Origin of the sequence: Streptomyces sp. AB3(2024) (genome assembly GCF_041862025.1) — a bacterium.
In the GTDB taxonomy this organism is placed as follows: Bacteria; Actinomycetota; Actinomycetes; order Streptomycetales; family Streptomycetaceae; genus Streptomyces.
Window position 1 is genome coordinate 1 of the sequence record NZ_JBGWAB010000242.1, and the last position, 5,821, is coordinate 5,821.

At 72.8% G+C, this 5,821-nt stretch carries 6 protein-coding genes; 4 read left to right on the forward strand and 2 right to left on the reverse strand.

Annotation, left to right across the window (positions count from 1 at the left end; genetic code table 11):
* From ACEPPI_RS39565 to ACEPPI_RS39580, 4 genes are all read left to right on the forward strand, one after another.
* Positions 1-1,006: sulfate adenylyltransferase subunit 1 (locus ACEPPI_RS39565; protein ID WP_373920092.1), on the forward strand; the 1,006-nt coding region annotated here is incomplete at its 5' end.
* Positions 994-2,124, forward strand: a complete 1,131-nt coding sequence (locus ACEPPI_RS39570; RefSeq protein WP_373920093.1) for an aliphatic sulfonate ABC transporter substrate-binding protein — start codon at positions 994-996, stop codon at positions 2,122-2,124. The genes ACEPPI_RS39565 and ACEPPI_RS39570, both read left to right, overlap by 13 nt.
* A 5-nt stretch (positions 2,125-2,129) precedes the next feature.
* On the forward strand, positions 2,130-2,939 hold the full coding sequence (locus tag ACEPPI_RS39575) for an ABC transporter ATP-binding protein (RefSeq protein ID WP_373920094.1): 810 nt from the start codon (positions 2,130-2,132) through the stop codon (positions 2,937-2,939).
* Entirely contained in the window at positions 2,926-3,825 is a 900-nt protein-coding gene (locus ACEPPI_RS39580; protein ID WP_373920095.1) for an ABC transporter permease, read from the forward strand. The genes ACEPPI_RS39575 and ACEPPI_RS39580 overlap by 14 nt, the downstream gene beginning before the upstream one ends.
* 29 nt (positions 3,826-3,854) lie before the next feature.
* On the opposite strand, the gene ACEPPI_RS39585 is transcribed toward ACEPPI_RS39580, so the two are convergent.
* Together ACEPPI_RS39585 and ACEPPI_RS39590 are read right to left on the reverse strand one after the other, a co-directional pair.
* The gene (locus ACEPPI_RS39585) at positions 3,855-4,589 is read right to left on the reverse strand and encodes a sirohydrochlorin chelatase (protein WP_373920096.1); all 735 of its coding nucleotides are present in this window, start codon (positions 4,587-4,589) and stop codon (positions 3,855-3,857) included.
* A 14-nt stretch (positions 4,590-4,603) separates the two neighbouring features.
* Entirely contained in the window at positions 4,604-5,392 is a 789-nt protein-coding gene (locus ACEPPI_RS39590; RefSeq protein WP_373920097.1) for a BTAD domain-containing putative transcriptional regulator, read from the reverse strand.
* Positions 5,393-5,821 lie beyond the last annotated feature (429 nt).

Here is a 5,821-nt window from a genome sequence, read left to right on the forward strand (position 1 = left end):
CGGGCACGTGCAGTACACCCGCAACATGGTCACCGGCGCCTCCACCGCCGACCTGGCCGTGGTCCTCGTCGACGCCCGCAACGGCGTCATCGAACAGACCCGCCGCCACGCGGCCGTCGCCGCCCTGCTCCGCGTCCCCCACGTGGTCCTCGCCGTCAACAAGATGGACCTCGTCGACTACCGGGAAACGGTCTTCGCGGAGATCGCCGAAGCGTTCACCGCCTACGCCTGCGAGCTGGGAATCCTCGACGTCACCGCCATCCCGATCTCGGCCCTGGCAGGCGACAACGTCGTCGAACCGTCCGCGCACATGACCTGGTACGGCGGCCCCACCGTCCTCGAACACCTGGAAACCGTCCCCGTCACCGACGAGTCCACCGCCGCCCACGCCCGCTTCCCCGTCCAGTACGTGATCCGCCCGCAGACCGCCGCCCACCCCGACTACCGGGGCTACGCGGGCCAGATCGCCTCCGGCGTCCTGCGCGTGGGCGAGGCCGTCACCGTCCTGCCCTCCGGCCGCACCAGCACCATCGAGGGCATCGACGCCCTCGGCACGGCCGTCGACACCGCCTGGGCGCCGCAGTCCGTCACGCTCCGGCTGGGGGACGACGTCGACATCTCGCGCGGCGACCTGATCGCCCCCACCGCCCTCGCCCCCACCACCACGCAGGACGTCGTCGCGACCGTCTGCCACGTCGCCGACCGGCCACTCACGGTCGGCCAGCGCGTCCTGCTCAAGCACACCACCCGCACGGTCAAGGCGATCGTCAAGGAGATCCCCTCGCGGCTGACCCTCGACGACCTCTCCCAGCACCCGGCCCCCGGCCGGCTGGTGGCCAACGACATCGGCCGCGTCGTCGTCCGCACCGCCGAGCCGCTCGCCCTCGACGCGTACGCCGACTCCCGCCGCACCGGCTCGTTCCTCCTCATCGACCCGGCCGACGGCACCACCCTGACCGCGGGCATGGCCGGCGACGCCTTCACGGATCACGAATGGAGCCTCTGAGCATGTTCCGCGCCCGCCGCGCCCGCCGCGCCGCGGCCCTCCTCCTGCTGCTCGCCGCCCTCACCTCCTGCGGCTACGGCTCCCGGGCCGACCAGGTACCCGCCGCCGCCCAGGCCCCCGCGGGCGGGACGGGCGCGAGGCTCTCGGCGGGCTCCGTGACCCTCGGCTACTTCCCGAACCTGACCCACGCCACCGCCCTGGTCGGCGTACGGGAAGGGCTGATCCAGCGGGAACTGGGCGGGACCGCCCTGAAGACCACCACCTTCAACGCCGGCCCGGCCGAGATCGAGGCCCTCAACGCCGGCTCCGTCGACATCGCCTTCATCGGTCCCTCGCCCGCCGTCAACGGCTACGTGAAGTCCAAGGGCCGCAACCTGCGGATCATCTCCGGCTCCGCCTCCGGCGGGGTCAAGCTCGTCGTCAACCCGGAGAGGATCAAGACCCTCGACGACCTCAAGGGCAAGAGGATCGCCACCCCGCAGCTCGGCAACACCCAGGACGTGGCCTTCCTCAACTGGGCCGCCACGCGCGGCTGGAAGGTCGACGCGGCCAGCGGGAAGGGCGACGTGTCCGTCGTCCGCACCAACAACACCATCACCCCCGACGCCTACCGGTCCGGTTCCGTCGACGGCGCCTGGGTGCCCGAGCCGACCGCGTCCAAGCTGGTCGCCGAGGGCGCGAGCGTCCTCCTCGACGAGAGCGACCTGTGGCCCGACCGGAAGTTCGTGATCACGAACGTCGTCGTGTCGCAGGAGTTCCTCAAGGAGCACGCGGACGTGGTGGAGGCCGTGCTCCGGGGCACGGTGAGGACCAACGAGTGGATCAACGCCCACCGGGACGAGGCCAAGGCCTCCGCCAACGCCGCCCTGAAGACGCTCAGCGGCAAGGAGCTGGAGCCCGAGGTCATCGACCGGGCCTGGCCGGGCATCGTCGTCACCGACGACCCGCTGGCCGCCACCCTGCGGGCCCAGGCCGACCACGCCGTCGCCGCGGGCCTGCTGGAGCGGCCCGACCTGACCGGCATCTACGACCTCGGGCCGCTCGACAAGGTCCTCGGTTCCCTGCACAGACCCCCCGTCACCCCGCCGGGTCCGGGCACCGACGACCAACGGAGCTGACCGCGATGGCGACCGCCCTGATCAACGCGGAGCACACCACGGCCCTCGCACGGGCCGTCCGCATCGAGCACGTCTCCAAGTCCTTTCCCGGCCCGGCCGGCCCCCAGCCCGTGCTGGACGACATCAGCCTCGACGTCGCTCCCGGAGAGTTCGTCACCCTCCTCGGCGCCTCCGGCTGCGGCAAGTCCACCCTGCTCAACCTGGTCGCGGGACTGGACACCCCGACCGCCGGGACCGTCGCCACCGAGGGCCGCCCGGCCCTGATGTTCCAGGAGCACGCCCTCTTCCCGTGGCTCACCGCGGGCAGGAACATCGAACTCGCCCTGCGCCTGCGCGGGGTGCCCAAGAACGACCGCAGGCCGGAGGCCGAACGGCTGCTGGAGCTGGTCCGGCTCGGTGGGGCGTACGGCAAGCGCGTCCACGAACTGTCCGGCGGCATGCGCCAGCGCGTGGCCCTGGCCCGGGCACTGGCCCAGGACAGCCGGCTGCTGCTGATGGACGAGCCCTTCGCGGCCCTCGACGCCATCACCCGCGACGTCCTGCACGGCGAACTCACCCGCATCTGGGCCGAAGCGAACATGAGCGGCTCCGCCGCGGGGGGTCTGTCCGTCCTCTTCGTCACGCACAACGTCCGCGAGGCCGTCCGCCTCGCCGAGCGCGTCGTCCTGCTCTCCTCCCGGCCCGGCCGCGTGGCCCGCGAATGGAGCGTGGACATCCCGCAGCCCCGCCGCATCGAGGACGCGGACGTCGCGGAGCTGTCCGTCGAGATCACCGAACACCTGCGTGGGGAGATCCGCCGCCATGGCCAGCACTGACCTCAGGCCCCCGGGGCCCCGACCGTCCCGGGAGTTTCCCGCCGCCTCCAACGAGCTGGCCGGACTCGACGCCCTCGACACCCGCCAGGGCGCCCGCACCTCCCTGCGCCGGATGCTGTGGGGCAAGGCACTGCCGCCCGCCGTGGCCGTCGCCCTGGTGCTGACGGTGTGGCAGGGGCTCACCTGGGCCCGGGTCGCCGACGACTACATGCTCCCGCCGCCCTCCGCCGTCTGGCACAGCCTGACCGACCTCTGGTTCAGGGGCACCCTCCTCGACGTCGTGTGGACCAGCGTCTGGCGCGGCCTGTCGGGCTTCCTGCTGGCCCTGGCCATCGGCACCCCGCTCGGCCTGCTCGTCGCCCGCGTGAGGTTCGTGCGCGCCGCGATCGGACCCGTCCTCCAGGGCCTGCAGTCCCTGCCCTCGGTCGCCTGGGTCCCCCCGGCGGTCCTGTGGCTGGGCCTGGACGACTCGATGATGTACGCCGTGATCCTGCTCGGCGCCACCCCCTCCATCGCCGGTGGCCTCGTCTCCGGCATCGACCAGGTCCCGCCGCTGTTCCTGCGGGCCGGCCGCTCCCTGGGCGCCACCGGTCTGAGCGGCGCCCGGCACGTGGTCATGCCCGCCGCGCTGCCCGGCTACCTCGCCGGCCTCAAGCAGGGCTGGGCCTTCTCCTGGCGCTCCCTGATGGCCGCCGAGATCATCGCCAGCTCCCCCGACCTGGGCCTGGGCCTGGGCCAGTTGCTGGAGTCGGGGCGCGAGACCTCCGACATGGCGCGGATCTTCCTCGCCATCGTGCTGATCCTGCTGGTCGGCGTCGTCGTCGACCTGCTGGTCTTCGGCCCGCTGGAGCGCCGGATGCTGCGCCGGCGCGGTCTGCGCCCGTGAGGGACCGGGCGGGCCGGGAACGGCCCCGGTCAGCCCGTCAGGGCCGGGACGCGGACGGCCGCGTCGTACCGGAGCAGGACGAGGCGGACCAGTTCCGGTGCGGCGCCGAGCACCGCGCCCAGCACGTCCGCCCCCGCGCCGCGGGCGCCCTCGGCGATCCGGTCCGGGAGCCTTCCCGGCGCCAGGACGTACGGGGCGACCGCGATCCGCCGGGCGCCCCCGGCGCGCAGCGCCCGTACGGCGTCCTCGGTGCGGGGACCGTGGGAGGCGCAGGCGAAGCGTACGGAGTGCCAGCCGCCGGTGTGCTGCCACCGCCGGGCGATCCCGGCGAGGGTGGCGGCCGCCTCGGGGTCGCCGCTGCCCGCGGCCGCGAGGACCACACCGGTCGTGGCGCGTTCGTCCGGGGCGAGCCCGGCCTCGTACAGCCGGCGTTCCAGTGCGGCGGTCAGCAGTGGATCCGGTCCCAGGACGCGGGCCTGGCGCACCGTGAGGGAGGCCGGCGCCCGGCGCAGGGCGCCGGGCAGGTCGGTCTTCGCGTGGAAGGCCCGGGTCAGGAGCAGCGGCTGGACCACCAGCCGCGCGGCTCCGTGACGGGCCGCCCGCGCCAGCTCCTGCGGTACGGAGGGGGCGTCGAAGTCCAGGAAGGCCGTGCTCACGCGCAGTCCGGGCCTCGTCGACCGGACCCCTCGGGTGAGGGCGCGGACCGTGGTCGCGTGGCGCGGATCGCGGCTGCCGTGCGCGACCAGCAACAGGGCGTCGCCCATGTCCGGGCTCTTCCCTAGCTCGCGACGAGGGCCGGCACCGGCCAGTAGGGCTCGTTCTGGAGCAGCATCGGGTCGTGGGTGAGGATCGCCCGCTCGTACTGGCTCAGTACGGGGGAGGGCTCGATGCCCTGCGACTCGATCATGTTGTGGCGGCACTGGCGGTAGACCGTCAGCGCGTCGAGCTGCCGGCCGCACCGGTACAGGGCCCGCATGAGCAGCATGCAGAACTGCTCGTGGTTCGGGTTGCGGGAGTAGAGCTCGGTCAGCTCCGGGAGGATCCGTTCGTGACCGCCGGTGCGCAGTTCGAGATCGTAAAGCAGAATGAGCGCCGAATTCCGTGCCTCCATATATCTCGTGGAGGCGGTCTGGCAGATCGGTCCGCCGGTCAGTCCGCCGAATACGGGACCCCTCCAGCGGGAGAGTCCGGCGCGGAGGTCGGCGACGTTCTGGCGGTGCTCGGACAGGGTGTCCGAGCCGGTTCTCGCGTGGATCGCGTCCACGGTGTCGAGGAACAGGTAGGCGTCGAGTTCCCACCGGTCGAAGAGGAACATGTAGCCGGAGGTGCTGGTCACCACCCGCGATCCCTCCCGGTCGGGCTCCACCGCGGCCAGGGTTCTGCGCACCCGGCTGACCTGCGCCTGGAGGGCGTTCTCGACCTTGTTGGGGGGTGTGGTCCCCCAGAGTTCGAGGATGAGGGAGTCGACCGTGACGAGTGATCCGCCGGCCGCGAGCAGGGTCGCCAGGAGCGTCTGCTGCATGGCGCCGCCGAGCCGCACGGCGACCCGCTGTTTCATTATTTCCATGGAGCCTAGGACTGAGAACAGCAACACAAACATCTCCCCGCGAGATGGAAAGAGAACGGTGTCGTGTGCACTGGCGCCGGGTGATCGATTCGGTGCCGGAAGCGGTACTCATGCGGTACTGAATTCCTAGTGGACCGATCGGTCCCGACCGTACTTGGTCAGGTGGGAGCGTGTCAATGAAGCCAAATGAAGCCGCTGGAGCCCCGCCCTCCGCCCGGAGGCCCCGCCGGGGAGCGAACGCGACAAAGGCCGTGCAACACGTCCGGCGCCGGATGCGGGGGATCCAATGGGTGCGCCAGACGTGTTGCACGGCCGATCGGGGGGAGGGGGGCGGCGGCGGGGGGGGGGCGCCCGCCGGGGCGGCCGCGGGCGGGGTGCGGGTGGGGGGGGGCGCCCCCCCCGCCCCCCCCGGGAGCCCGCGCGTGTAGC

Coding starts and splice junctions, on each gene's coding strand:
- ACEPPI_RS39570 (WP_373920093.1), top strand. CDS start 994: ATGGAGCCTCTGAGCATGTTCCGCGCCCGCCGCGCCCGCCGCGCCGCG.
- ACEPPI_RS39575 (WP_373920094.1), top strand. CDS start 2,130: ATGGCGACCGCCCTGATCAACGCGGAGCACACCACGGCCCTCGCACGG.
- ACEPPI_RS39580 (WP_373920095.1), top strand. CDS start 2,926: ATGGCCAGCACTGACCTCAGGCCCCCGGGGCCCCGACCGTCCCGGGAG.
- ACEPPI_RS39585 (WP_373920096.1), bottom strand. CDS start 4,589: ATGGGCGACGCCCTGTTGCTGGTCGCGCACGGCAGCCGCGATCCGCGC.
- ACEPPI_RS39590 (WP_373920097.1), bottom strand. CDS start 5,392: ATGGAAATAATGAAACAGCGGGTCGCCGTGCGGCTCGGCGGCGCCATG.